Origin of the sequence: Mesobacillus subterraneus (assembly GCF_023715485.1) — a bacterium.
Taxonomy (GTDB): Bacteria; Bacillota; Bacilli; order Bacillales; family Cytobacillaceae; genus Mesobacillus; species Mesobacillus subterraneus_B.
On sequence record NZ_JAMBOF010000014.1, the window covers coordinates 62,817 to 88,180 of the forward strand.

General features: G+C 35.5%; 19 protein-coding genes and 1 pseudogene. 16 read left to right on the top strand and 4 right to left on the bottom strand.

The features are described from left to right. The first annotated feature begins 242 nt into the window (after positions 1-242). From M3204_RS18175 to M3204_RS18190, 4 genes and pseudogenes are all read left to right on the top strand, one after another. Positions 243-8,621 (top strand): DNRLRE domain-containing protein, encoded by an 8,379-nt coding sequence (locus M3204_RS18175; RefSeq protein ID WP_251485412.1) that lies wholly within the window; start codon positions 243-245, stop codon positions 8,619-8,621. Beyond that, positions 8,621-9,040, top strand: coding sequence for a hypothetical protein (locus tag M3204_RS18180; RefSeq protein WP_251485413.1), 420 nt, complete (start codon positions 8,621-8,623; stop codon positions 9,038-9,040). The genes M3204_RS18175 and M3204_RS18180 overlap by 1 nt, the downstream gene beginning before the upstream one ends. Positions 9,041-9,177: 137 nt before the next feature. Continuing rightward, a pseudogene (locus tag M3204_RS18185) lies at positions 9,178-9,792 on the top strand (site-specific integrase); the annotation flags it as partial. Positions 9,793-10,291: 499 nt separating this feature from the next. Beyond that, positions 10,292-10,819 (top strand): DUF2441 domain-containing protein, encoded by a 528-nt coding sequence (locus tag M3204_RS18190; protein WP_251485415.1) that lies wholly within the window; start codon positions 10,292-10,294, stop codon positions 10,817-10,819. A gap of 243 nt (positions 10,820-11,062) precedes the next feature. On the opposite strand, the gene M3204_RS18195 is transcribed toward M3204_RS18190, so the two are convergent. Then, positions 11,063-11,434 carry a hypothetical protein gene (locus M3204_RS18195; RefSeq protein ID WP_251485417.1) on the bottom strand — a complete coding sequence of 124 codons (372 nt, stop codon included), beginning with the start codon at positions 11,432-11,434 and terminating at the stop codon, positions 11,063-11,065. Between the two features lie 171 nt (positions 11,435-11,605). After that, entirely contained in the window at positions 11,606-12,961 is a 1,356-nt protein-coding gene (locus M3204_RS18200) for a helix-turn-helix domain-containing protein (RefSeq protein WP_251485418.1), read from the bottom strand. Between the two features lie 380 nt (positions 12,962-13,341). On the opposite strand from M3204_RS18200, the gene M3204_RS18205 reads away from it, so the two are divergent. The 3 genes from M3204_RS18205 to M3204_RS18215 all read left to right on the top strand — a co-directional run bounded on the left by M3204_RS18205 (position 13,342) and on the right by M3204_RS18215 (position 16,357). After that, complete coding sequence (locus M3204_RS18205) at positions 13,342-14,061, top strand: EAL domain-containing protein (RefSeq protein ID WP_251485420.1); 720 nt, start codon at positions 13,342-13,344, stop codon at positions 14,059-14,061. An 86-nt stretch (positions 14,062-14,147) separates the two neighbouring features. Next, complete coding sequence (locus tag M3204_RS18210) at positions 14,148-14,621, top strand: chemotaxis protein CheW (protein ID WP_251485423.1); 474 nt, start codon at positions 14,148-14,150, stop codon at positions 14,619-14,621. A 32-nt stretch (positions 14,622-14,653) separates the two neighbouring features. Further along, the gene (locus M3204_RS18215; RefSeq protein ID WP_251485426.1) at positions 14,654-16,357 is read left to right on the top strand and encodes a methyl-accepting chemotaxis protein; all 1,704 of its coding nucleotides are present in this window, start codon (positions 14,654-14,656) and stop codon (positions 16,355-16,357) included. Positions 16,358-17,011: 654 nt separating this feature from the next. Here M3204_RS18215 and M3204_RS18220 read toward each other — a convergent pair. Both M3204_RS18220 and M3204_RS18225 read right to left on the bottom strand, forming a co-directional pair. Next, the gene (locus M3204_RS18220) at positions 17,012-17,170 is read right to left on the bottom strand and encodes an aspartyl-phosphate phosphatase Spo0E family protein (RefSeq protein WP_251485429.1); all 159 of its coding nucleotides are present in this window, start codon (positions 17,168-17,170) and stop codon (positions 17,012-17,014) included. A 495-nt stretch (positions 17,171-17,665) separates the two neighbouring features. After that, a complete protein-coding gene (locus M3204_RS18225; protein WP_251485433.1) occupies positions 17,666-17,866 on the bottom strand; it encodes an integrase in 201 nt (66 codons plus the stop codon). A gap of 224 nt (positions 17,867-18,090) precedes the next feature. Between M3204_RS18225 and M3204_RS18230 the strand changes: the two genes are divergently transcribed. The 9 genes from M3204_RS18230 to M3204_RS18270 all read left to right on the top strand — a co-directional run bounded on the left by M3204_RS18230 (position 18,091) and on the right by M3204_RS18270 (position 25,364). Then, entirely contained in the window at positions 18,091-18,555 is a 465-nt protein-coding gene (locus tag M3204_RS18230; protein WP_251485536.1) for a GNAT family N-acetyltransferase, read from the top strand. A 114-nt stretch (positions 18,556-18,669) separates the two neighbouring features. After that, positions 18,670-19,134: an SMI1/KNR4 family protein gene (locus tag M3204_RS18235; protein WP_251485436.1), complete on the top strand. Its 465-nt coding sequence runs from the start codon at positions 18,670-18,672 to the stop codon at positions 19,132-19,134. 167 nt (positions 19,135-19,301) lie between these two features. Further along, positions 19,302-19,625, top strand: a complete 324-nt coding sequence (locus M3204_RS18240; protein WP_285857057.1) for a YunG family protein — start codon at positions 19,302-19,304, stop codon at positions 19,623-19,625. Between the two features lie 232 nt (positions 19,626-19,857). Continuing rightward, positions 19,858-20,409 carry a sigma-70 family RNA polymerase sigma factor gene (locus M3204_RS18245; RefSeq protein ID WP_251485441.1) on the top strand — a complete coding sequence of 184 codons (552 nt, stop codon included), beginning with the start codon at positions 19,858-19,860 and terminating at the stop codon, positions 20,407-20,409. Beyond that, positions 20,406-21,173, top strand: a complete 768-nt coding sequence (locus tag M3204_RS18250) for a hypothetical protein (protein ID WP_251485445.1) — start codon at positions 20,406-20,408, stop codon at positions 21,171-21,173. Before M3204_RS18245 ends, M3204_RS18250 begins: the two co-directional genes overlap by 4 nt. A 379-nt stretch (positions 21,174-21,552) precedes the next feature. Further along, a complete protein-coding gene (locus M3204_RS18255) occupies positions 21,553-21,846 on the top strand; it encodes an antibiotic biosynthesis monooxygenase family protein (protein ID WP_251485448.1) in 294 nt (97 codons plus the stop codon). Positions 21,847-22,190: 344 nt separating this feature from the next. Next, positions 22,191-22,745, top strand: coding sequence for a sigma-70 family RNA polymerase sigma factor (locus M3204_RS18260; protein WP_251485451.1), 555 nt, complete (start codon positions 22,191-22,193; stop codon positions 22,743-22,745). Next, entirely contained in the window at positions 22,742-23,812 is a 1,071-nt protein-coding gene (locus M3204_RS18265) for a DUF4179 domain-containing protein (protein WP_251485453.1), read from the top strand. Before M3204_RS18260 ends, M3204_RS18265 begins: the two co-directional genes overlap by 4 nt. 331 nt (positions 23,813-24,143) lie before the next feature. After that, a complete protein-coding gene (locus M3204_RS18270) occupies positions 24,144-25,364 on the top strand; it encodes an ROK family protein (protein WP_251485454.1) in 1,221 nt (406 codons plus the stop codon).

Here is a 25,364-nt window from a genome sequence, read left to right on the forward strand (position 1 = left end):
GTAAAAAAAGACTATTTTTTTATCTTTAATACATATTTTTTCTATTATATGTAAAAATTATGAATTAATATAATTTTAGCAAGTAAAATACGTGAGTATAAAGGAGGATGAAAGTTTCCTCGCAGGATAAAAGGTTACACACATCACACCTTTTCTAAACCTCGAGAATTTATAAAATTCGTGACATTTTCTATAGATGATAGTACGAAGCATATTCTGAAATATTTTTAGGAGGAAAGACATTGTTTAAGAAAATTAGTATCTCTTTATTAATTGTTCTATTACTTTTTAGCTCAATACAGCCATATAACTTTATAAGTATACTTGATCAGCCAACAGTGGAGGCAGCAAAGGAAAAATCAATTCCAAAAACTGTTCAAAAAGTTAGGGAATTAGAAGAGGTAAGAGAGTTAAATTCTAAAACCTACGTCAATTCTGATGGAACATATACTAAAGAAATATATCTTGAAGACGTACATTATAAAGATGATGGTAAGTTAAAAACCATATCTAATAATCCGCAAGTTAACAAAGGAAGGGATAAAGAAGAATTTAAATATACCAATAAAGATAATCGATTTGGTGTTAAATTCGCTAAGCATTCAAAAAAGAAGAATTTATATACAATGGATTTCGGAAAAGAAAAACTGAATTTTCAGTTAATTGATGCTCTTCAAACAGACGCTACGAGTGACAATGGTTCTATTTTTTATGAGGATATCTTAAAGAACGTAGATATTAAATACAGTCTTGCTGCATCAGGTGTAAAAGAAGATATATTCTTAAAGAATAGAGAGTCTGAAAGAAGATTTGAATTCTTCATTTCTGGAAGCTTAATTCCAAGGAAAGAAGATCGATATATTAATTTTTATAACAAGAATAATGAACTTATTTGGGTCATGTCCCCACCCTTTATGGAAGATCAGAACGGGAAATATTCTGAAGATATTGTATTTGAGGTAGAAGAATATAAAAATGGACACAAACTAATTCTCAAGCCAGATTCAAAATTTCTTGATGAGAAAGATACTAAATTCCCTGTAAGGATAGATCCTACTGTAAATATTGGAGGTTCAACCTCAACCACCCAAGACACTTATGTAATGTCCAGGTATTCAGGTTATAACTATTACACTACTCCTGAACTAAGGATAGGTTATACCTCTTCTACAGGTACAACAAGGAGTTACTTAAACTTCTCTCAATCTTTACCTAATCTAACAGGTAAACTCTTAGTAAAAGCCGAGTTAAAGCTCTACAAATGGGATAATATCGGTACACCTATTACTACCAATGTTTATGCGAACAGGATAACACAATCTTGGAACAGTCAGGCTGTGACATATAGTACTCAACCATCCTTTGATACTTCAAAATCATATGGATCCACGTCATCAACAGGTACAGCAAGATGGATTAATATGGATGTAACTAGTCTTGTAAATGGTTGGATGAAGGGAACGTTCCCGAACTATGGCATGGTCATTAGAAATACTTCAGAAGGAAGTAGTGGTTCTTATCAGAAATTCAATGCTTCTGAAAGCTCTTCAAGCAAGCCATATTTAGCCATTACTTATTCAGATATACCAAGCGCACCTTCAGCAACACCTTACTCTAACCAAAATGGAACTGGGTATGTCAATCTATCTTGGTCTCCAGTAAATGGAGCTACGGGATATAAGGTGTTGATTTTTAATGGAAGATCCTATGAGGAAATTAATGTTGGAAACACGACAACTTGGAGCACAAAGGGGAGGAAACTTTGGCCAACAAAAACTCAAATAGATAATAAGCAATATGGACTTAGATTAAGCGGAGATGGAATGGAGTTACCTGAAAACCCTAACTATTTATATAAGATGGGTGGAGGGAATTACACTAGCAGTACGAACTATTGGTTCAGAGTAAAAGCCTATAATAGTTATTCCACAACGAACCAATCCAACGCTGCTACGCCGACAATTCCTGATAAATCCAAACCGACAATTCCAGCAGGCGTCCAAATAACAAATGACCGTGTAGATTCTTTTACTGTAGGATGGCAGGCTTCCAGTGACCCCAATGGTTTTGGCGTGGAAAAATATAGAGTGTTCCTAGGTGATCAGCCGGGAGTCTGGAACATACTTAATGGTGTAGAAACGACAGCGCTTTCCTATAAATATACTGGTACTCTTACTCCGAGAAAAACATATTACGCAAGTGTACAGGCTGTTGATAAATATGCGAATATTAGTAATCTATCAAGTGCAATAACAAAGGAAGCAAGAAAAGAATTTGATGCTCAGATAGAAAATTACTATATTCCTTCAACCTCTGACATAGATGATCCAGATGGAGAGCAATTATGGTTTGATGTCCGGAATAACGGAACTGCCTCATGGACAAACGACTTGAACATAAGTCTTTCTGTTACGAGCACTCCGCCAAACAGCAGTACACCAACTGGTTTTGTAGGTTACTTAAATACAGGCGAAGTCATTAAGCCGAATGAAGTAAAAAGGTTTTATGTAAACTGGAAGCCCCAAAAGGGAGTGATTGGTTCATATGGGCTTAAGGCTGTCGTTGGTAAAGGGGCAGAACCGACATATATTAATCCTCCGGAAAATATCATACAAAAATCGATCGCGGTAAAAGATATTAAACCACCTACTGGAAAGTTATCGATAAATGAGAATAATTTATATACAACTGAGAAAAATGTATCACTTAAAGTATTCGATGTTTTCGATAATGCAAATGGTAATAAGTATGTCCAGTTTGCAAATGGACCAGAAAATGCGACGCCAGAGAGTTTGACATTCTCAGCATCACAAGCAATTTCCCAATCATCTGCAGTTTTTAATTGGGCATTAGAGGATGTTGAAGGCAACAAACACGTTTACGCTCGATTCCTTGACAGCAGCGGGAACGTTTCGACATTAACATCTGATTCTATCGATTATGATCGGACACTTCCTAAAATTTTAATCACCAATTTAATAGATGGTGATTATATTTCTGGGATGAAAAACATTACAGGATCAATTACAGATGAAGAAATTTCTGAATATGTCATTGAATATAGAAATAAAAGCACAAATAGCAGTACATGGAATCTGATTACAAAACGTTCGGAATCTGTAACAGATTCAATATTAGCAACCTGGGATACAGGTTCATTAGCAAAAGGAGAATATGAAGTACGTTTTACTGCCACTGATGCAGCAGGCCAGGCCAATATGGTATCAAAATTTGTATGGGTAGATAATTTAGATAAAAATTGGCTCGGTTCTGAAGATTATTTCCCGGCTCATCCAGTTGAATTAATGAGTGGTACTGGATTCGTCAACCTTTATAACGGAAGCTTAAATATTGCAGATGTTGACTTTAGTCTTAAATCCAGAAAGCTGTCTCTAGTACTAGGTCGTTCATATGCATCTAACCGCTCCCATCCAGGGATGCTAGGAAAAGGGTGGCAATCAAATCTGGAGGAACATCTCGATATTCAGAGTAGTCATATTGATTATCTTGATGCTGATGGTACGATTCATAAATTCACTAAGGCAGCAGATGGTCAGTATATCAAACCAGCCGGAAGCAGTTTTGCCCTTTCTGTTAAAGACACTAAATATGAATTGAAAAAAATTGATGGTCGTTTGATTGTTAAGACATTCAATCAGAGTGGAAACCTAGAGCAAGTCGCAGATCAAAATGGCAACGTTATTAATTTTGAGTACACAGATAATGTTTTGACAAAAGTAGTTTCACTGAATAAGACTGTTTCCTTGTCCTATAATACGGACTCTACTATTAAGGAGGCTGTATTTAATACTGGCGATAAAGTTAGTTATGAATATAAGGATGGTTTCCTGTCTGATGTTAAATTGTTTACAAAGAGCGGAATCATAAGTGACCATACTCATTATGACTATCAGAATGAAAAAGTGAGTGCTGTCATTGCGGAGAACGGGCTAAAGGTTGAATTTATCTTCAATGGGGAACGTGTAGTCAATACGAAGACCATGCGCTCAACTAAAGTGATAGATGAGACGAAAAACTATCCAGATAAAGTATATGGTTCTATTATAAGTTCTTTACACTATGATTTAAAGACAAATAAAATCTATGCATCAACTAATTCTATAAACACTGACAATACTAGTAAAAACCTGGACAATACAGAATACGAACTGAATTCTCAGGGGAATTTATGGAAGCAGAAGATTATTCGGACGTATATGGAAAATGAAGATCCTGATTTGGCGAAGAATGATAGTGGAAACATGCTGGTTATATCTGAGTACGACCATAATTTACTGAAGAGTGTGACAGATCCTGAGGGAAACAAGACCACGTATGAGTATGATGTAAATGGGAATGTTTTAAAAACTTTGCTCCCGCCGGTAACCTCAAATGGTGTGAGTTCAAACTATACCTTAGAGTATAAATATAATGGCAATGGTCAGCTTACCCATGCTTATAATACTTTACGACAGGTAAAGGAATGGAAGTACGATACTAAAGGTAATGTATATCAAGTCATTGATGAAGAAGGAAATAACCAGTATTTTGATTATGATGCCTATGGCAACATAAAGAACACGAGAAGTGACAGGGGAGCTTTGTACGGCTATATTCCTGACTATAGTATGGAGAAAGATACATTGTCAGATTGGCAGGTTGTAGGCACCGTAACGAAGGTTACTGCACAATCGAAGAGTGGCAAAAAGAGTGTCGAATTGTCTCCAAGCAGTGCCTTACAAACTAGTAAGTTCAAGATTAAAAAAGGAAGGTTGCCTGTTCTGGCGATAGTGGATGGACTTGCACCGATTGGTACACCAAATCTTGAATTGAAACTTCAGTATTTGAAGGACGACACAGTCATTAAGGAAACACCGAAGTCCTATTCGTTGACGAATAAATGGAGTAAGTACCGGGTAAGTGACGCTGTTCCAGCAGAGGCAGACCATGTAAGAGTTATAGTGACAAATAAGGGAACCGATAAAATCTATATAGACGACTTGGTGCTAGAAGAATCCGGGGTCAATACGACATATGTATATGACAGTTCAGGAGAGAATGTAAAAGAAATAATCGACCCATATGGATATAAAACCAGCTACACCTATAACGATTATGGTCAACCATTAACTGAAATGAATGCACTAAACCAGACACAGAGAGTCATTTACAATGAGGAACAGCAGGTTGAAAAGAAAGAAGATCAAGCTGGACGGATCACTGAATATCGTTACGATGCAATAGGCAATGTCATAAAAGAGATTAATAGCTTAGGGCAGGAAACGAATTACTTTTATAATGAATGGGGTCAATTAGTCCATACAGTTCTTCCAAAAGTTAAAGTTACTTCATACAAGAATGAAACAGTAGACAAAGTAACAGAGGAACAAGCCAAATTATATGTCCAATACGATGAATTAGGCCGTAAGGTAAAAGAAACGGATGAAAAAGGATTGGTTCATGCAGAAGAATTCGATGGGTATGGAAGAACGGCCAGAATCATTGATCCTATGCAAAACCAAAAATATTTTTCATACGACAAGAACGGTAATATCCTTCATACTATCGACTACGCAGCAAAGAATTCACCTGACGACACGAGCAAACTACTAATTGCAAAAGGGGAAATGTTTGCTACGTATGATGAGTGGAACCGTCAATTAACAGAAACTGATAATACCGGTAACCGCAATGTCCTTACAATGATTAACACCTATGACTCAGAGAATCGAATCATCCATACAAAAGACGCTGAAGGAACAGAGTTTTACTATACTTTCAATGCGCTTGGAGAAAATGTTTACGCAAAGGATAATTCAAATCCAGTTGTAGAAACATGGACCTATTATGATGGTTTAGGTACTCCTGCCATTACAATCAGCGGCAAGACAGTTGAATATTCGGTGACGGATGTAAATGGAAATGTGGTTGAGACAATTGATCACAAAGGAACGAAGACTGTGTATGAATACAATCCGGCCGGAGATAAGGTTAAACAAACAAACCCGGATGGAAGCACGGTTGATTGGACATATAACGATAATGGGCAAACCTTGACAGAAACCCAAAGAGTAGAGGACAACAGTGAAACAACCACTTACCTCGTTACTCATTATGATTATAATGACGTTGGCGAAGTAAAGAATCAAAAACTTGAAGCAAAGCTATACATCAAGTCTTCAAAGCAGACAGAAACACAAATTCTTAAAGAAACAGCTTTAACATATGATGAACTCGGAAGGTTAGTGCGTGAGTATACGAAGAATTATGAAGAAGGTAAAACAACCACTAAGAACTCAGATATCCGTTTCTTATACGATTTAAACGGTAACCTGATTCAAAAGTGGATTTATGATGAATCGTCTACGACACTCGTAAATGGTACAACTTATCCATTTGTCCGTTCTGAAACAATTTATAAGTATGATGACAATAACCGTTTCACTTACGAAGAAAGAGTCGAAAATGGTATTGTAACCAGAAAAGAGTACAAGGATGATGAGAACGCTGAAGTCATTCAATCGGCATTAGGGGTCACTACCGTTCATTTCAATGAAAATGATTTGGCATCCAAGATTATCACTCCAAATAGCCAGCAGTATTTCTTTACGTATACTCCTTCTGAATCACTGGATATGGTAAAGGGCCCACGCCTGACTGTAAACATGGATTATGGCACCAATGAAAAAATGACATTGATTGAGACGAAGAAGAAGGACACGACAACCGTTATTTATTCAGAAAGCTATACCTACAGTTCTGAAGAACAGATCATGTCAGCTACCAATCAGTGGGATGGAAAAAAGGAATATTCCTACACTCCTGAAGGATTCCTGAAGACCGTCAAAAAAGGAACTGAAACGCTTACGTACTCTTATGACGTAAACGGAAACCTTTTAAAGGCTGTCAATCAATCAGGAAAAATGTTGGCCGATAACCAATATGGACAAGGTAACAGGATCACTTCTTCCATTCAATATGATTCGCCGTCTCAAAAGTATAAGAAAGTTAGTTATGCCTTTAAGCCAGATGGTTCTTTACAAAAAGAAACTGTCAGTATTCCGGTTGATACCTATGAAGCAGCAAAAACTGCGACAGTCGATATTGAAAAGTTATATGAATATGCATCAATAAACATGCTCTTAAGTATTACCACTAAAAAAGGCGGCACTGTTACAGAGAAGATAGAATTTACTTACGACAGTGAAGATAACCGTTCGACTAAAAAGGTAACGAACGCAGATGGTGAAAGAATTGAATATTACTATTATGATGGTAATGGCGATCTTGTCAGTGTGTCTCAACAGGTTGGAATCGACCCGATAGAAAACCTGCTAAATATTTACCGTGATGCCAATGGGCAGCTTTTGAGCTTCGAGTACAAAGGACAAATATTCGATTATGTGTATAATCAAAGAGGAGACATTGTCGCAATTACTGACGAGCTCCAGACAGTCATCGCAAAGTACACATATGACGAATGGGGCAATATCGAAAAAATCGATGCTCCTACACCACTCGGTGCAGAAGTGGCAAACGCAAACCCATTCCGTTATGTCGGAAAGTTCGGGGTCCAGTATGATAATGATACCAAGCTCTATTTCATGGGTTGGCGTGATTACGATTCAAAGGTTGGAAGGTTCATCGTAGCCGATGAGTATGAAGGTGAAGACAGCAACCCAATCTCTTTCAATCGGTACCTGTACGCTGAAGCAGACCCGGTTAACAACATCGATCCTGACGGATATGCTCCGAAATGGTTGAAGAAGGTCTTCAAAGGAGTTAAGAAAGGTGCAAAAGCAGCCTATAACTTTGCTGTTGGAGACGACATCCGGACACTAACAAGTAAGAAGACAAAGTGGTACCAAAAAGCCGGCGCAGCTTTCATGATCGCATCCAACTTCATTCCAGGTGGCGGGGTCATAACCAAAGCAGCAAAAGCGGTAATAAAAGGAACATCGAAAGCTGTAAAAGCGTACAAGGCCAGCAAAGCTGTTACTAAAGCCACAAAAGTAGTAAGAACCACATCCAAAAAAGTAGTGTCGAAAGTAAACAAGAAGCCAAAGACAGTACCGGCAAAGTCTTATAGGAGCACACCTAAGACGCAAAGCGCCAGTGTGTCCAAGGCCATTACAAGTGCACCGAAACCTAAGCCTAAAGTGACCGTGGCTTCAAAACCAGCACGAGGCAGTGTAACGAGGGTTGAGAAACAAGCGGTCAAAAAACCTACTGAAGAGCCGGCAAAACCGCTGTTGAAACTGGATTTACAGTTTTTTGCTTCTAAAGGTGATGAAGAAATCCTTGGTGGAGCATATAAAAATGTGCCTGCGAATGGAGGTCAAGTACACCACATGCCCGCAGATTCAATTAGTCCTCTTAGTAAAGGTGATGGACCTGGAATTAGAATGGAAACTAGAGATCACATGCAAACTAGTAGTTGGGGAAGTTCAAAGAAAGCCAAAGAGTATAGAGCAAAACAAAAAGAGTTGATTCAACAAGGTAAATTCAGAGAAGCTCAACAAATGGATATAGATGATGTTAAAACCAAATTCGGCAATAGGTATGACAAAGGAATCCAACAAATGCTTGACTATACTGATGATAAATTGAGGGATATATAATGGATTTTAAAATTATACCATATGAAGGGGCAGGTAAGATTAGGTTTGGTATGTCTGAAAAGGAGGTAGAAGCAGCATTAGGTATCAAACCAGAAAAATTCAAAAAATTTGAAGATGATGAATTTGAAACGGATCACTATAAATGGTGTCAAGTTTTTTATAAGCAGCCAGGAGTATGTGAAGCGATTGAGTTCTTTCTGCCGGCTACTGTTACATTTCAAGGAACAACTCTCTTAGGAAAACCGTATGAAAAGGTAAAAGAAATTATAGAAAAATATGACAACTCTTTAGAATATGATGAAACGGGATTCACTTCAATAAAATTTGGATTCGGAGTATACTCTCCATATGCTGAATCAGAACCCAGTGAACCTATTGAAGGTGTAATAGTTTTTGAGGAAAACTACTATAATAATTAGTTAAAGGCAAAAACCTTGGTAAGTACTCCTTATCAAGGTTTTTTTACACAGTAAGGGTCATTAACAGATTAATTTTCATGAAATGGTCACTCCTAAAAATAAAAAAATAAGGAAATAAGACTTGGACAAAAGAACAAACAAAAAGTTTTTTAAAGGTATTAGAGGCAGAAAAGGTTAACCCTATTTTTGAATTGGTTATTTTTTCCGGTCTAAGAAGGGGAGAAGCTTTAGGACTGAAATGGGATGATATTGATTTTTTAAAAGGCAAGATTCATGTTAGAAGATCATTAGCAAAGATAAAAGAGAAAGGGCTCTATTTGAAGGATGTTAAAACAAAAAGTTCTAAAAGGCAAGTTTCGATTTCCCCTTATTTAATTAAAAGGCTTCAGCAACATAAGAGAAACCAGGATGAGGAAAAAAAGGTTCTCGGAGCTGCTTACCAAGATAATGGTTTGGTATTCTGTACATTTGATGGAAAGCTAAAAGATCCTAGAAATCTTCTCCGAGAGTTTGACCGGTTAATTAAGAAGGCAAATCTTTCTAAAATCACAATTCATGATCTGAGACATCTTCATGCAACACAGCTCATGATTAGCGGGGTTAATCCGAAAGTAGTTCAGGAGAGGTTGGGACATTCGAGGGTTGCGATAACCCTAGATCTTTATTCTCAAGTTAATGAGGATCTTCAAGTAGAAGCAGCGATACGATTAGAGAATGATTTTTTTGATAATGGAGATCAAGTATCCGGGTAACGGTTTATCCTATTGTTTAAACGCTTTAGTATACTAAAGGTGTACACATTGTGCACACTTTTAGAAATCCCTCAATAATGGAAAGTCATACAAATAGAAAAACCCTTGCAGGCGCAAGGGTTTCCGGTGAGTGGAGAATAGGGGGCTCGAACCCCTGACCTCAACGCTGCCAGAGGAAATTCATTAAGAAAACTGAGTTAAATAAATTAAATTAAAATCAATTAAGTCTTGATTTATAGGGGTTTCTAGACTGTGGTAAACAATATAAGTAAATTTAGTTAAGTTAAATAAATTAAGTCTGTGCACTTTTTAGTGCACTCTTTTGTGCACTAATTAGGTTGCGCGAAGTAAGCATGTGGTCAGTGGCAAGCCAGTTAAGTTTTTAACTTAACTGGCTTTTTTAGGCTCTGTGTAAGAGAGATACATCAAAAAACTTAAGCTCAATCTTTTTTAGGGTTATGTGGTAAAATTAGGATAAAAAAAACAAGGAGTGATGTTAATGGAATTAGTTGAAAATCAAGTTTTTTATCATATACAAAGGAGAGTGCAATGGAATGATGCGCCATTTTGGAAAGTTGGTGAGACACACTTTGTAGGGAAAGAAAAAAATCCTTTTTTTAAACTTTTTGATTATGCTTTCCCTCCCCCTGATGCTGCATTAGGTCACTATATGAAATTAGTTAGAGAGTTAACTTTTGAAGAAGTGAGAAAGGATTTTTTTCCCTCCTTTCCATCAAGAACCAGATGTTTATGGGTTGTTCCTGATAATAATGACACCCTTGAATATTGGTGGAAAGAATTAAATGTTGATGGCTATGAAAAAGTTTTGCTAAAGCTTAGTTTAACGGGGAAAATTTTTAAAGCTAACCAACAACATCTTGCACTAAATCAGACGTTTTCTTTAGATTTTATGCGACAAAAAGCATTTAGATATTGGTCAGGAACTTCTGGAGAAAATCCAAATGAAACAGAAATCCTTTTTGAAGGATTTTCGAACGTATTATCTGTTGAAAAGAATCCTTCTTAAAGAGGGAGACAATGAAAGTATATACTTAGAATGCGTATGGTTGTGGTTTGCAGTGGCCTTTTGAATTTGAGAAGAGACTAGACTTAGCAAAAGAAAAAGTTGACTCCTTTTAATAATGAATAGATTATTAGCGACTGTATTTATGCTTTAATGAGGTTTTATTGGTTTGTATTTCACTAATAAATATAGTGATTTGCTCAATAAATGTCGAAATTTATTGAGCAAAGTAAGTCTTAAGAACGGTTATCCTTCTTTATGAATTGCTCCCATGCCATCTAGTAAAATCTTTGCATCGGCATTAAGGTATAAGGGGATTTCTTTCCTGATTAACAAGCTAGCATTCTCCTTCACCATCAATTTTAAACCTCTTAGGTCAAACTTATTAGCAAAGGAGTTTATGGAATTTATAATGGCCATATCTTTTCTAGTTAAAGGTTTGTTCCCTTCTTGTTGCATTTCCAATAGGAATTTAAGTAATTCCCTGGCATTATTATTAAGCAGGTTTTTATTTTCGGTAAGTAAATGAATATTTTCTTCAATAAGTATTCTGGCCGTTGCATACTCTAAATCTTCCATGTAGTTATTAATCTTTGCTGTAAGGTCTTCCAAAAACAAAGTCTTCATCTCCCTAATTTTTATGACTTTTATAATATCGGTTTCTTTATGTATTACGTTTAACAATAGGTTTGATTTGCATAAAAATAAGAATATGAGAATAAAAGCCATTGATTTTTATTAATGCCAGAAATTTTTTAATAGGAATGGATGAATTTGGCGACCAACCTATTAATGTTTAAAAGGAGGTAATGATAAATCATGAAAATGACTAAACAAAAATTGGCTTTCTAAATGGCCGTGATACAATTCTAAGGCATTTATTGCTTCTTTTTGAATCGGTGTTATCTTACATATTTCATAAAGAATATCGGCCTTAAGTAATCCGTTATAGTTATCATCCAACATTTGAAGGGACATCTTGAATAACATTAAAGCTGTAGAAATATCACCCAATAACTCTTTATTTAATTTTCCCTCAAGATAATAATTTCTAGAATGTAATAATTGATTATGTGTATCGGGAAGTAGTTGTTTTGTTTTTAGGAGGATTTTTTTAATAAAGGGAAGTTCAACCTTCTTTTTTATAGACAAATACATAGCTTGCTGCAACAAAGCTATACCTGTTTCTTTTAGATCTCCGGTCTCACTTAATAATTCCATATCGGCCCAAAAAAGGTCTTGAATTTTAACAACTAATTCTTGATTTGGATAAGCAGTCATCAAAGTGAAAATGGTTAGAGCCCAGCTTCTAATCATACCTTCCTTATCATTCATTCTTTGTAATTTATCACGAAGCAAATGGAGTTCTTTTCTTACCTCGCTGCTTGATGAATTCTCAAGGAATCCAATGAGAATCTTTAGATATTCAGTTTCAACTGGTGAAATTATATAGTGGTTTATACTATTAATGCTTTTCATTGCATTTGTGTAAGATCCTATATAAAGATATAAAATGGAAAGATTATAAAAGATATTATCTCGTTCCTCTTTAGTTACAGTAGGGCTTTCTTTTGATATCTCCAAAGCTCTTTCTAAATGAAATTTACTTTCTGATACATTCTTATTTGAAAACAGTATTTTTGCTAAAGCATTATGCGAGCGTAATTTTAACCTGAGGATATAATTATTATTTTCTTTTACTTCAATTACCTGATAGAACCATTCTTCTGACTGTAATAAAAGTTTTTGATCTAAATAAAAAACTCCCCTCAGAAATAGATAATCTACCTCTCTACTTGGAATGTTGTAATCGAGTATTTTTTTCTTGAAGATCTGTAATTCGGTTAAAGCGACTTCCCATTCTTTAAGGATGATCAAATCATTTATTTTTTGCTTGTGGTAATCTAATTCTTGAATTTTATCTTCGATATTTGGGTCGGAAAAATAGCTGTAGGAGGTTTGAAGTTTAGCACAGATTAATTTGAGATCCTCTTCAGATACAGGAATATGTCCATTTTCAATATTACTCATTTTTCCCACTGAACAGATGCCCTGTGATAACTCACCTAAAGTCATTCCTTTTTCTTTCCTCTTTTTACGTATCTTTTCTCCAATATTGTCGTGTCTCGGAATTTGAATTTTCATATCAAGTGTGAACTCCCGTTATATATAGTTAGTTTAGGTATATTGTACTATACCTAGTGATTTTTCAAAAAAATCAACTCTCTTAATGAATTTTTTTTATTTTTTTAAGAAAAAAATCATTGAAATTTTTGCTTACACTGCTATAATTTAGAAGTTATTAACCATAAATAGTTAATTTTATAGGTATTATAGTGGGTATAGGATAGGGTCCCTGTTACTAATTTACTTTAATACTTTATGAAATCTGGAACTTTTAGATTTTGGTAGCGCTCCTGCCATGAACCTAGAACACTTCCTTTTCTGGAATCTTATTCTAGATAAGTAAGTGTTTTTTATATGGTCTTACAAAGGAGGAGGATAATTTGAAAGGGAGTTAACAGATGGGCGAAGCTGCATTGAATATATCTAATATTATGAGACAGAGGTTATTCTTTCACGAGTATCAACCTTTATGGAACACTGAAACGGAAGAAATATTTGCTTATGAGGCTTTGATTAGAACTAGCCCTATAATAAATCCAGTTTTAATCTTTCATTTTGGGAGAGAACGAGGAGTCCTTTATGAATTTGACATAGCGTCTATTACCAATGCAATTAAGGAGTATCCTGAATCCTATTATCAGAAATACCATCTTTTTATCAACATATTTCCTTCCACGCTCGTGCATCCTGATTTCCCTACATTAATTAGGGGATTAGTTCAAGACTATCCCATGATAAGTGGGAAGGTTGTTTTTGAAATTAACGAAGAACCATTAGAGTCAATGATTTGGGATGCAGATACTTTTGTAGAAAGAATAAATCTATTAAGAGAATTGGAATTCCTGGTCGCTCTGGATGATTTAAGGCTTTCTTCAGTTTCTGAAAAAAAAATTCTTAAATACAGCCCTGATTTCGTTAAATTGGATCGCTCGTGCTCAAGAGATCTTGCTCATTCCATAAACAAGCAGAAAGCTATTCATTCTTTGTTAACAAAGTCAGAGGACAATGTTGTTATTGTCCTTGAGGGGATTGAAAATGAGGAGGATTTAATAACGGCTTCTCGCTTAGGCATCCCTGCTGTACAAGGCTATTACATCTCGAGACCTCAGCGTTTGTAAGTGATACTAGTTACAGAAAAGGATTAAGTTTAGAGTTACTCTAATAATCTGACCTACTTATATTACAGCTATAAAGGAGAAGAAATATGAAAAGGACATTTATAATATTCAAGGCACGGGGAGCTGAGTATGGGATTGATCTTCAAAAGGTGGTTTCTATTGAGAGAAATAGTAAAGTAACTACTCTACCTCAAGTCCCTGATTACATGGTGGGTATCGTAAGTATAAGAGGGAAAGTTATACCTGTCATTGATAGTAACTTTCTCCTTTTTCAGAAGTATCTTCAAGGAGAAGAAGAACCACGTTATATTTTATTAGAGGTTCAAGGGTCAACAATAGCTTTGATGGTTGAAAGTACAAATGAAATTCTAGAAATAGAAGACAGTTTAATAAAACCAGTTGAGATGATGAATGCGAACTACTGGATTGAAGGAGTAGCGCTAAAAGGAGATCGAATTATTTCGATTATAGATAGCGGTGAAATGATATCAACAATTAGAGATATTAAACATATACAAAAAGAGTTGCTTTTTAGTGAGGAAATACAGTCTGTCATATAAGAGACTAAGAAAACATCAAAGGGAGTATACAAATGAGGAAAATTACTAAGTTGAAATTCAAATTAGGAACAAAAATCAATTTAATTGTTATTAGCATTGTATTATTACTATCGGTTATTATCGGTGGAGTTGTCGTTAGTGAGGTAACAAAAGGGATTGAAGCATTTGCGATTGAGAAAGCCAAGGGTGATTTAAGTTTAAGCGATCGGTATATTCGAAATAAATTTCCTGGTGATTGGGAAATTAAAAACGGTGAGTTGTATAGGGGAGAGACAAAATTTAATGAGAATTTTGAGTTAGTAGATACGATTGGGGAGGATACGGGTGATACGGTAACAATCTTTCAGGGAGATACCCGGATCGCTACGAATGTTTTAGTAAATGGTGATCGGAATATTGGGACAAAAGTTTCTCCAGAAGTAGCTGAAGTTGTGCTTAAACAAGGTAAAAATTATTATGGCGCAGCTGAAGTTGCCGGCAATATGTACCAAACAGCCTACATGCCTTTAAAGAGCAAAAACGGAGAAACTGTGGGGATTTTTTATGTAGGAGCACCCCAATCAATAATTGATGAGATTCTATCAAATTTTATGGTGAAGTTTCTTATCCTAGTCATAGTCATTGTTATTATTTCTTCACTAATTGTTCTATGGTTTACAAGAAGGCTTCAAAAACGCCTGGCAGCCATTACCAGCGCGATAGAGCTTGCAGGTAAAGGAGACTTTACAACTGAAGTTATTGATGAGACAGGTGATGAGTTAACAGATCTCTCAAACAGTTACAATGACATGAAGGAAAATTTAATATTCATGATAAAAGGGGTTTTAGAGACTTCCGAACAGGTAGCTGCTTCATCAGAAGAGTTAACTGCTGGGGCAGAACAGACCAGCAAGGCTACTGAACAGATTACAGAAGCAATTCAGCAAATTGCCAGTGGGTCGGATACGCAGACACAAAGTATAGAAGAGAGTGCAAGAGCGCTAGAAGAATTGACATTCGGAATTGCCAATATTGCTGAAACCTCTGCAGCAATAGCTGAAAATGGTGCCCAAGCAAGTACACATGCAGAGGAAGGTGGAAAATATGTAGATCAAACCTCCTACCAGATGAATATGATCCATAGTACTGTAAATGAAACAAGTAATGTCATCAAACTATTGAACGAAAGGTCACAACAAATTGGTGATATCTCAAAGGCAATTATAGACATTGCTAACCAAACAAATCTATTGGCATTAAATGCTGCCATAGAAGCTGCAAGAGCAGGGGAACACGGAAAGGGCTTCGCTGTAGTTGCTGATGAAGTACGGAAGCTTGCTGAGCAGTCCCAGGATTCATCTTCTCAAATATCAGATTTGATAAGACAAATTCAAAATGACATGAATCAATCCAATGATTCAATGGACACAGTAAAACATGAAGTTGAAAACGGCTTGGGAATTGTCTCTAATACACAGAAGAGTTTTGAATTGATTTTACGGTCTATGGTTGAAATGGGAGAAAAAATTGATGGGATGGCAGCAACTGCGCAACAAATGTCGGCCAGCACCCAGGAGGTTTCTGCAACCGTATCAGGAGTCACCACTATATCAAGAGAGTCTTCAATGCATAGTCAAGGTGTAGCTGCTTCAGCCGAAGAGCAACTTGCTTCAATGGAGGAAGTTTCGGCTTCAGCACAAAATTTATCTAAAATGGCTGAGAACCTTCAAAATACAGTAAGCCAGTTTAAGATATAACCTTTAAATTCAGACTTTGTAGCAGTCGCTTATTTTGGGGTGTGTGAATCCAAGAAGGACTACACACACCTTTTTGTATACAAAAGGACCAATTGTTAAAACGGAACCAACAGCAGGGAGCGTCCGTACAAAAAACGATGACGGATAAAGAGCAAATTATTCTGATGATCAACTTATCCGAATAGTGAGAATAACAACTTCACGAGTGCATCCCACAGAATGATTGTTTCCAAGATAATAAAAGAACGTGGATATATATAAAAGAAAATATTAATTGACTTGAAAAAAGCGATGCCTTACGGGGAGCATCGCTTTTTTGTTCGGTTAACATTGAAATTTGTGAAAGTTACAGAAAGGCATAACGCTCTTTTGATTGGAGTTAGCTAATGAATAAACGGAGGAGTTTCTTTCATTGAGGGAAATCAGTTTAAGTGAAATATTTCACAAAGTATTGAGAAAGCCAACTTTCACCGAGTTATTGTGCTACTTTCTTTTAATATCAAATGATAAGAGCAATAGCATTAATTTTAATAAAGTGCTTTTCTATTATTAATTTAAAAGCTATTTTCAGAGCATCAATATTTTTTTTCATAATATCAAAATTATTCGCCCATATAGACTATTAATAAGGTAGAGGGATGCCTAAAGGGTGTGCTAATGTAGTAGTTTTTGATATTTAAGTATTAGCTTATCCAGATTCTGACTTAAGCGAATTGTTTCAGGACTGCAATATCCTTGGATAGATCCTACTTTAATAAGTTCCTGACGGTAATATTCAATTTTTAGTAATAACACTTCCTTTTTCACTTCCATGTTAAAACCTCTTTTTACATAAATATACATACATAAGACTGATTTTACCAAAAAAACGGTAAAAGAGGAACATAAAATTAAGTCTATTCTGGTACTTATCGGATTGATCTGTTTTTGCATACAATAACATATTTATTGTTTATTCTTTTCCTTTCGAAACATTAAATAAATGCCAAAAAAAGCAAGTGAAGCGATGAACAGTATGAAAGCACCAATAAAATAGATGGTATTAATAATATTTTCATAAAGCCAATACAAGTCGAGTCACCACTTTATAATTTATAGCAGGCAGAAGATAAATAAACTATTCATGCCTATCCGTTTTCCTTCTTGATAAAAAATTCAACGATAAAGAATGCATTAGAAATAGTATGAGTTGAAGAATTTGATTATATACTTCATATAAGTTATCTAACCTAATTTTAAAAAAGTTCATGTTATGGTAGAACAAGTAAGGATATTGTTTAAGAGAGGTATTTAGAGTTTTTTCTAAAATCAAATTGAAGGTTTTAAGTCTTTACCTTGAGTAATAAGATATTCCTTTAATCTCTCTGTATTGAGGGTGTCTATCATTGGGTCTTTAAAATAACTAATGAGTAGCTTTGCCTGAATCCCATATGCTTTTAAAGTATAAGGTGAAAATCCTTCAATACGTTTATCAGCTTCATAAGATTTCCTGGCAGTTGATGATAACAAATAAATCCCCTCCTATTTAATTGGATACTAAGAGGAGTTATTGCCTGTTTAATAGAAATTAAGACTTAATGTAGAAAATACCTATTAATGTAGAAAATACCTATAGCATCTTTACTTTATGAAAAGGGTGAGCTAGTATCATGTCTGCAAATTTTATCTCTTATTATACTAAGAATAAAAAAACAGTCACAGTTCGGGAAGCAACCATATTGGATGTAGAAAGGATGTTATATGCTGGCTCGAAAGCATTAAGGAATGCTCCTTATATGCTAAGTACAGCTGAGGACATGCAGAATGTAACTGTTGAAGATATGAAGAAGTTGTTAAAGACTTATGTCCAAAATCCGAGCTATGTCCAATTTATTGCTGAAGTTGACGGTGAACTGGTGGGTGCCATCGAATTTAAAAGCGGTGACAAAGAGAAAATTAGCCATCAAGGTTCTTTTGGAATGACGGTGCTCCCTGAGTATCGGAATTACGGTATTGGAAGAGCATTATTAGAAACATTAATCAATTGGGCCAAAAATAATAGTAGAATTGAAAAAGTTTGTCTAGAAGTAATGGAAGGTAACATTGGGGCTATTAAATTATATAAAACGATGGGATTTGTTGAAGAAGGAAGGAAAATAAAAGGTGTAAAGTTGGAAGACAGTTATCAGGATTTAATTTTAATGGCTATATTTGTTTAAACTTTACATTGTTAAACTTAGGCGCTTGTGATTCAGAAAGGATTAAACGCCTTTTTTGTTATATTCCTTCTTGGACTAACGAAGCAGGATAGTTCAAAAAGGATTTATTAAGGAATGGAGAGAAGAGAGAAAATGAATAAGTATGAAGAAATAAAAAAATTAATAAATTCAGCAGGAGAATCTGTTGAATTTGCTGAATTCGGTAATGGAGTTTCAGACGAATGGATAGTTAACGCCGAAGAACGTCTAGGTTTTAAACTCCCGAATTCTTATAAATGGTGGCTAAGTAACTATAGTGGCGGAGAAATCTGTGCTGCAGAGATATTTAGTATTTATGGACAGGATTTTGATACCGTTATTGGTGGAGATATAGTTTATATGTATGAGTTGAATAGAAAAAACAATAATTTTAGCGATGAAAAAGTTATCATTTGTGAAGCAGATGATGATGTTTTTTATTTTGATTTAACAATGGGATCACAGGAAAATGAGTTACCAGTCTTTTCATTAAAAAATAACGAAAAATATGCTGATGATTTTATTGAGTTTTTGAAGAGAAGAATTACAGAAAGTATCTAAGGTAATTTAATTACCAAATTAATTAACTTTGGTTTTTGTTATACAAAGTGAAGAAGGATTAACGACGCATATATTTGAACTTATTGTAATAAAGAAGCAGGTTTGTTGAATTAGAAACGGTCTGAAATTAAATAGAGGAGATCCTTTAAGTGAAGGAATCAACACTTATGAAACTGCAAGAAGCATTCTTAAAATCTTGGTCAAAAAATTCAAGTTCCAAATGGACTAAAGACAATCCGGCTAAAGGTCAATGCGGAGTAACGGCGTTAGTAGTAAATGATTTACTTGGCGGAAAAATAAGTAAGACCTTGCTAGATGAAGGGTGGCATTTTTACAACGAGATCAATGGGCTACGTTATGATTTTACCGTTTCACAGTTCAATGAAGATATCGGGTATATGGACATACCGTCAAATAGAGATGAGGCATTCTTAGATACAAATAAGAAACAATATGATTCTTTGATGCAAAGTGTAAAGATGCATTTATAAGAGTGTTTAAAAGTAATCGCTATTGAACAAACGAAGCAGTTATGTTCAACAAGAATTTAGTAAAACTCCGTAGAGTGCAAAATAGATGGTTTCTTTACGAAATAAAATGATTTACTTATGAAAATATGGAAAATGCCTGAAACCTAGAAGGAACTCACTCCGTCTAAAGTACACCTTGGATATGTAGAGTAATCCTGAAATATCCGAACGGTCTGAAATGGGGGGTAGAGATATGAGTGCTGATCAACAAGTTACCTATTCTGAAGATGATTTACTCCTTTTTGGACAGTTAATGGACAAATATGGCGAAATGCTCATTAGACTTTCTTATACATATGTTAGGGATCGCCAGGTTTCGGAGGATATTGTTCAGGATGTATTTTTAAAAGCATATGAGAAAAGGAACAACTTTAAGGGGAATTCATCTTATAAAACTTATTTATATAGATTGACCATTAACAGATGCTACGACTATTTAAGGTCCTGGTCATACAAGAACACCGTTTTATCGGATAAGATTTTTGAATTTTTAAAAATAAGCGATCAAAACACTGAGGCCAAGGTTATCTACGATGACGATAGGACCCAAATCGGAAAAGAAATATTAGCTCTTCCAGTGAAGTATAGAGAAGTTATTGTATTATTCTATTACAAAGATTGCGGCATAGATGAAATCTCAAATTTACTAGATTGTACTCCCAACACAGTCAAAACCCGTTTGCGCAGGGGAAGAGAGAAACTTAAAGGCAAATTAATGGGTTTGGAGAGGGGGATATGGGAATGAAGGAAATCAAAGAAGGCTTGGATAAATTAATTGGGAAGGATAAGATGTTCACTCCACAGCTAAAACAGGAGATTCTATATAAAATCAAAAACAAAGAATATAAAAAATCTTACCGGCCTTATGTAATCTCCATGCTGAATTACTCATTACTCATATTCGTTATTTCCATTGGGATTATTGTTCTAGTTGAGAATCAAACTTGGATTAGCACGTTGGAACCTTTAGATTCTACTTCTGAGTATGAGGACCTTCAATCTGCTTTAAAAGAAGAGAAAGAACAAAATGCATTGCTTCAGCAACAGCTAGACGAATTCAAAAAAATGAATGAATCGAATCCCGATCAAACATACGAAATGGATTTCGAGGAAATTAAAACAGGTGATGTGGCAGTATATAAAGATTTTCTAACTGTAGAAAAGCTAGAAGAAGATATTGATGGAGACGGCCAAAACGAACAGATTATTCTTAATGTTTCCCCGTCACCTGAACGACATCCTGAGAATGAAGGTCAGTATCTTTGGGATGACAGCCACGTTTGGCAGTTGATCGTTCAAAATGAAGGAGACCAATACACCTTGTTCGATGATTACGTACAAGGATTGGCTGAGTTATATATTGTAAATGAAAAGGAAAACCCAAATGCCATTGTTTTTCAGCAAAAAGGCACAACCTTGAATTTATCTGTGTTCCGATTTAAAGGCAACTCCTTTAGAAAGGAAATAATGTACGAATCAATGATCCTCCAACGCTCCTTAGTAAAGTGATATATAACGGATGTAATTAGGGAGGGTATCAGGATTGTTGTCTTTGCTATGCTACCGGGGCAGTCAGCTTGAAGATAGTTATTAACAAGGTGAACAAAATTATTTTTTTGGTGATAAACTCTCGCCAAATATTCCTGTTTATTGCTCATATCAAGATGTCTGAAGCTTAAGGTTCTTTTTTATCAAATGTTGGAATTATGACTGCCATCGTTATTCCTATCCCTGCATCTTTAGTAACCACGAATAAAGCCTTTGAAATCATTCGAAGTTCTAAGCTGATATAAGGCAGACTTATTTTCTTATTAAACAAACGATGCAGGTTAGTTTAATAAAGTAACTGGAAAAGTAGTAATGCTATACTGTTGAAAGGGGGGGAATAATGATATTGGAAGCTGTTATGCTACAAGTTAAAGTAGGTATGGAAGCAGAATATGAAGAAGCATTTCGTGGGGCATCCAAAATTATTTCTTCGATGAAAGGGTACATATCTCACGAGCTACAACGATGTATGGAAGTCGAAGGGAAATATTTACTACTGGTTCAATGGGAAACATTAGAAGACCATATAGTTGGATTTAGACAATCCAACGAGTATCAACAGTGGAAAAAGCAATTACATCATTTTTATGACCCATTTCCAATAGTTGAACATTTTGAGAAGGTTCTACTTTAATTGTTGTTCCTGGACTATAAGCGGCATTGATCCAAGAAGGATTAATGCTCTTTTTTGTGTAATTTATTCAACTAACGGAGCAGTTTAGTTTAAGAAGGAATCATTTGGAGTTGCTCCTTTTAAATGTTTCCTTCAACTTTTCCCATGAATTTCTTATAGAATTTAAAATTGTCCTTTTGAAAAAGATGTTAATACTCTCACCGACATTTCCCTTTTAGATAACCCCTCTTGGAATCCCCTCTTATAAATGAAAATTATATTTTTCCAAAAACTTGAGAATAAACAATTCAATAATCCGATGTATTAAGTGTAAAGGCCTTTACAATCAAAAAGGAGCACAAATTATGAAAATCACATCTGACAACTTCATTAAACATTTCAAAAAAGGGAAGCAAGAGGCACTAGAGTTTGTGATTGATGAGTACATCGGCATTATAAAAGCAATAATTTACAATACTCTCAAATCATATAGCGATGACCATTCAATTGAAGAATGTATAAGTGATACTTTCCTGGGGGCGTTTGAAAATGCCCGGCAATTTAAAGGAAACAGTGATGATTTCAGGAGATGGATTTGTACCATTGCCAAATTTAAAGCAATTGATCAGCAGCGGAAATTATCAAAGAGTCCGACCCTAATTGAATTGGAAGAAACGCAAAGTACTGTAATATCTGCTGAAGAAGAATACTTTATACAACAATCGACTGAAGATCTGCTTAAAATGATGAATCAACTAGATAATATAGACAGGGAAATTTTTATTATGAAGTATTTTTTGAATATGAAAAACAGCGAGATTGCAAATCAGTTAGGTTTATCAAAAGCCTCTGTAGATAATCGAATTTATCGCGGAAAGAAAAGGTTGCAAGAATATAGGATTGGAGGAGTTTTTCTATGAAAAAGCTGTACCGACAGTTTAATGAATTAAACATAGATATTGAAGTGGAACCCATGCATGTGGATGAAGTTGAAAGGAAACGAATCAAAAATGCTGTTTTAATGAAGAAAAAGAAACCAAATCTAACTAGGAAATTATCAGCCGCCTCCCTTCTTGCTGCGGCGGTCCTCATCTTAAGCATCACACTAAACATGACAAATCCTGTACTAGCAGCAAAATTGCCGATCATCGGGAATATCTTTGAGCATTTTCAAAAAGAAAACAAAGCGTATGTATTTGACGAATATAACGAATATTCCACAGAAATAGGCACAACCAAAAAAAGCAGCGGTATTGAAATTACAATTACAAACGCTGTATATGATGGGGAAAGTGTGACGATTGCCTATACAATGAAAAGCGAAGTGGACTTGGGCGAAAAGCCGTATCTGGATGGCCCATCTCCCATTGAAGAATTTGATTACGGATATATTCAAGGAGGCCTAATAACCGAAAAGATAGGTGACAAGGAATATGCAGGGTTATACATTACTGATTTAATGTCTGGTGTAAAACCAGAAAAGATTCATTTCCGGTGGGATGGCAATGCAGTCTATTCTGAGAAATTGAAGGAACCAATAGAAGGCGATTGGTCCTTTGCATTCACTCTGGATACCCTTGAAAGTAAGGAAAGGAGGTTGCAGGGGTATCACTCCCAAGATGGGGGGATGGAGACTTTACTCTACAAAATGGTTTCAACCCCTATTTCAACCACATTCTATTTTACAGAGAAAGTGGATGAACATTTAGATCAATGGAAAGAGGAAAATTGGGAAACCGTAATGTTCCGGTACTTAGTAAAGGACAATCTTGGAAATGAATACAACGTATTGCCTAACGGAGGTTACGGGGACAGCAAGTTTTATATGAATTCACGAATTACAACAAGTACGATTGATAAGAAAGCATCCTTCCTAATGATTACGCCTGTCGTAGAAATATTTAGAATAGTAAATGATGACGGCGTAATGGAGTTAGTAAAGGAGCCGTATCCAATAGAGCCTATAAAGTTAGATTTAAAAAAGTAACTATGAAATATAAACAGCCTTTTTATAACTGTTTGAATTTAATTTTATAATTTTAAAATTATAATAGGGAGTGCATTTATTTGAGAAGGATAGATGCACTCCTTGTTTAATTTCTTATTACTATAAACCGGTTAAGTAAACTGCGAAAAGTTTGTGATGAAATGTACGTAAACATAAGGGTGCTAATGTTCAATAAGAAGCATAGATGGACTGCTAATCTGCAGTCTATTTATTTTCCATAGAAATTGTCGAAAAATATCGATAAAAACTTACTTGCTTCATTGAAGAAAGTAAGTTACGCTTTAATTAGTAAATTATGGAGATGGATTATATGAATGGACTTAGGAAAGGCAGTAAGGATTTAATTAAAGAAATTAACCGTTCCATAGTAATTAACTTAATCAGGAAGTCAGGAAGGATTAGCAGGTCTGATGTTTCTAAAATCACCAAAATGAGTTTATCTACGATCACTTACATTGTGGATGAACTAATGGCTGTTGATTTGGTAAGGGAAGTTGGTGTTGCTACATCCACTGGGGGCAGAAGGCCAGTACTGCTTGAATTTAATGCGGATTATGGCTATACGGTTGGTGTGAAGATTGAGGAGAAAAGAGTTTTATTCGCTTTAACCAATCTAAATGCTGACATTTTGGATTTAGTAGAAAAGAAGTTTAACAGATTTGATAATATCCAGAATGTAGTATCGATGATAGCTGGTGAAATTAAGAAGCTTTTACGAAATGCTGATAAGCCACAAGATCAACTTATGGGTATTGGAATCGCAGCTTCTGGATTAATCAACCGCCAGGAAGGGACGATTGTTAGATCATCAATGCTGGGATGGGAGAACGTACCTTTATGTCAATTATTAAGCGAGCAGCTGAAAAATATCCCTGTATTCATTGATAAAAATGTCAACGCTTACACGATGGCTGAATTATGGTACGGAGAAGGAAAAGAACTATCAAACTTTGTCTGTATCTCTGTTGGGGCTGGTTTAGGTATGTCCCTGGTGGTAGATAAGAAAATTTACTACGGAGAATCAGGGGGAGCTGGTGAGTTTGGCCATACGGTAATGAAAATTGGTGGGTATCCTTGTCACTGCGGACAAAAGGGATGCTTGGAAATGTACGCATCTGAATTCTTTCTAGCTAACCGTGGCGGGGAATTAAAAGCGAACTACCCTGAGACTATTATTGAAGATTTTTCATTCGAAGAAGTATCCACTGCAGCAGAAAAAAGTGACGCACTAGCAATCGAGCTGATGAATTCATTTGGTGAGAATCTCGGATATGGAATACTTAATGCAATTAACGCACTTAATCCCCATACGATCTTACTTATCGGAGAAGGGATGAAATATAAGCACTTATTCCTGGATGCGGCTGTAGATATTGCAAGGGTGAATTTTTTCTCCGCAGCTAATATCCAAACAGAAATCAGGCCAACCGAACTGGGAGATGATTCATGGCTAAAAGGGGCAGCCTTACTTGCAATCACTCATTTGTTCCAGGCACCGATCTATGAAGAAACTAAATCTATATTAAATTGA